The organism is Candidatus Omnitrophota bacterium, from assembly GCA_028715965.1.
Classification (GTDB): Bacteria; Omnitrophota; Gorgyraeia; order Tantalellales; family Tantalellaceae; genus JAQUQS01.
The window spans coordinates 1-3,196 of the sequence record JAQUQS010000057.1 but is presented as its reverse complement, the minus strand read 5'-3'; the positions used below and the strand labels follow the sequence as shown (position 1 = coordinate 3,196).

At 54.2% G+C, this 3,196-nt stretch carries 5 protein-coding genes; all 5 read right to left on the bottom strand.

From position 1 onward, the window contains the following. Nucleotides 1–939 (bottom strand): thioredoxin-disulfide reductase (gene trxB / locus PHH49_08680; protein ID MDD5489014.1); only part of this gene is annotated, 939 nt, incomplete at its 3' end. Nucleotides 940–955: 16 nt separating this feature from the next. Further along, nucleotides 956–1,666 carry an MBL fold metallo-hydrolase gene (locus PHH49_08675; protein ID MDD5489013.1) on the bottom strand — a complete coding sequence of 237 codons (711 nt, stop codon included), beginning with the start codon at nucleotides 1,664–1,666 and terminating at the stop codon, nucleotides 956–958. 6 nt (nucleotides 1,667–1,672) lie between these two features. After that, nucleotides 1,673–2,341 carry a YggS family pyridoxal phosphate-dependent enzyme gene (locus PHH49_08670; protein ID MDD5489012.1) on the bottom strand — a complete coding sequence of 223 codons (669 nt, stop codon included), beginning with the start codon at nucleotides 2,339–2,341 and terminating at the stop codon, nucleotides 1,673–1,675. Between the two features lie 14 nt (nucleotides 2,342–2,355). Beyond that, nucleotides 2,356–2,517, bottom strand: coding sequence for a hypothetical protein (locus tag PHH49_08665; GenBank protein ID MDD5489011.1), 162 nt, complete (start codon nucleotides 2,515–2,517; stop codon nucleotides 2,356–2,358). 68 nt (nucleotides 2,518–2,585) lie between these two features. Further along, nucleotides 2,586–3,196 (bottom strand): WecB/TagA/CpsF family glycosyltransferase (locus PHH49_08660; GenBank protein ID MDD5489010.1); only part of this gene is annotated, 611 nt, incomplete at its 5' end.

The window sequence follows — 3,196 nt, the reverse complement described above, 5'->3', positions numbered from 1 at the left end:
CGTCCCTTTAAGTCCTTCAACATAAAAACGCGCGGATTGCGCGGCCACCGCCCCATCGCCACATGCCGTAACGACCTGGTGAAGCGGCCTGGCGGAACAATCACCCGCGGCGAAGAGCCCTCTGGCCGACGTGCTCATATCACTCCCCACGATGACGGCTCCATGCTCATCAGCATCAGCCACCCCTTCCACCATAGAAGTATTAGGTGACCATCCCACGAAGACGAACACGCCCTGGCACTCCTCATGATGCACGTTACCGGTCTTCACGTTACGGACCTTGACCTTTTCCACCTTATCCGTCCCGCATATCTCCTCAACGACGGAATCGAGCACGAACCCCATTTTATCGTTGGCCATGGCCCGCTCCTGCAGTATGCTGGCAGCACGCAAACGCGCTTTCCTGTGGACCAGCTTTACGCTTCGCCCGAATCGCGTAAGGAATATGGCCTCTTCAACAGCGGTATCCCCTCCTCCTACGACGACGATATCCTTGTCGCGGAAGAACGCCCCGTCACAGGTGGCGCAATAGGATACGCCTCGCCCGGCGAATTCATCCTCACCATGTACCCCGAGTTTTTTTGAACGTGCCCCGGTCGCGAGTATGACCGATAGGGCCCTGATCTCCCCTTCGTCATGAGTAACGGTCCATACCGGAACTCCCTCCTGGCTCACGGAGAACGTTATGGATGCCACCGTGCCCGTCACACAAGTAAGCCCGAATTCCTCGGCCTGTTTCCTGAACCCGGCCATGAGCTCGTAACCGTTCGTAGCCGGCACTCCGGGATAGTTCTCTATCATGTCGGTCATCGTGGCCTGTCCCATGATAGACAGACTTTCCACAAGTATGACGTCCATACGGCTTCTTGACGCATAGATCCCGGCGGTGAACCCCGCGGGTCCTCCTCCGACTATCACAGTATCATATATCTTTCCCATAGCTCCCCATCCTGTATCACAGGTGTATAATATGTCCGGCTTTCACGCCGACATATCCACTTAGGTATTTTCCCCTGAAGATCATCCTGGCCTTCATGCCCGAGCAATGTGACGGCCCGACCTTCTGGACCTTGAGCTCCTTGAACCGGCCAGCCAGGCGGGTTATATCTTCCCTGTCCATTTTGCCTATATGGAACCCCCCGAAGACCAGGTATATCTCATCCGTATCAAAGTCTTTTTTGACCTTTTCCACGATACGCAATATCCCCGGATGCGCGCATCCCGTTATGATCGACACGCCACTATCGCCTTTCACCACCAACGCCTGTTCGGGCATAGGTTCTTCCTTATACTCGCCCATCATTTCTCCGGTGGTGAAAACGTTCTCCGCCACCTGCACGCTGCCTTCGGACATTATCAATTCGCGCCCAAGCTCATTAACACATTCCTTGAATATATTGCTGAACGAGGGGCACGCGTATACTTTTATTCCGGGGTTCATCCTGAGTATCTCCCAAAGACCTCCCGTATGGTCCCAGTGCTCATGCGAGACCACGACCGCATCCAACCTGGCAGGGTCCACCATCATGTGTTTCATGTTATCCAGCAGCATGGAGGGGTCTTCCGCGGTATCGAAAAGTACGCGATTGTTCAAAAGGCACGCGAAACCACGGCTAGGCTGTAATCCTCTTTTGGCTTTTTCGTCACACAAGACCTTTACATACATATGAACCTACCGGCCCCTTTCCCCGAATATACCTGTGCCTATCCTTACGATATTAGCGCCTTCCTCCAACGCCACCTTATACGACCCCGACATGCCCATGGAAAGGAACTCCATGGCCACGTTGCCTCCCTGCGATCCCTTAAGCGCGTCGAACAGTTCTCTGGTCCCGGCGAAAAAAGGCCTGGCCAGCTCGGGATCATCCGTAACGGGACCCATCGTCATAAGACCTTTTATCCTTATATTAGGAAGTCCCGATATCTCCTCCAGCAGGACGGCCACATCCTCAGGCATAACGCCGGATTTCTGGCGCTCCCGCCCGCTATTGACCTCAATAAGCACATCCATCGTACGGCCGGCATCAGCGCATCTTTTATCTATTTCCCCGGCGAGCTCAGGAGAATCCACGGTCTCTATCACGTCGAACACCCCAACGGCCTTCTTCACCTTGTTCTTCTGGAGGTGACCGATGAAATGCCACCTGACCCCATGGCCGATCGCCTGAAAAGCCCTCTCCGCTTCCTGGACATAATTCTCCCCGACAGCATGCGCGCCCGCACGAACGGCGGCGACCACCTCTTCGGGCGTCCTCGTCTTCGCGGCCGCCACAAGCGTAACTCCAGCTGGAAGTTCCGTTAATATCCGTTTTACGTTCCGGCGTATCATAGCGTTATCCATCGGCATCCGCAATGTTATATCCTGTCATTGATATAAGATATAAGCGTATCGAGCTGGTTAGATATCTTTTTCAAAAGCTCCGTCTGTTCTTTTTGCGCTTTTTCCTGTTTTTGCTGCATTTCACGGGCCTGGCTGGCCACCTTTGCCATATCACCAAGTTTATTGAGGTCGAACATCATGTCTCCTTTTGCTGTAAAACCAAAAATCTAATTATATACGTTCCCGCCCCGTTACACAAGCGGCTTCATTTCGCCCCGGACCGCGCCCTGACAAGTTCCCTGCATACAAGGCCTATGAAACGCATGTTCCCCGGTATATACCTTTTCCACATCCTAGCCGGTTCCTGGCTGAACCTGTAGAACCATTCCAATCCGCTTTTCTGCATCCACACAGGCGCCCTGCGGGTAACTCCCGCGACAACATCGAAACTACCCCCTACGCCCATAACAAAGGGCACGTTCATCTCCGCGAGATACCGGCTGAGGAACCTCTCTTTCCTGGGGGAGCTTATGGCCAGGAAGAGTATCTGCGCTCCGGAATCCCGGATATCCCTCACAAGTCCGGGTTCTTCGTCCTCCCGCCAGTAACCGTCCCTGTACCCGGCTATATGGATGTCCGGGAACTTTTCCTTATATATCCCGACGACCCTTTCCACCACTTCCTTCCTCGCCCCGAGGAAATAAAGGGCATATCCGCGTGACGCGGACCTTTCGACCAGTCTCTGCATAAGGTCTATCCCCGTGACCCGCTCCTTAAGGGCTTTCCCCAAAAGTCTTGAGGCCCAGACCACGGACATCCCGTCGGCATTGATCATATCGCAGGAACTGATGATTTCCATGAGCGCCGGATCCTGCC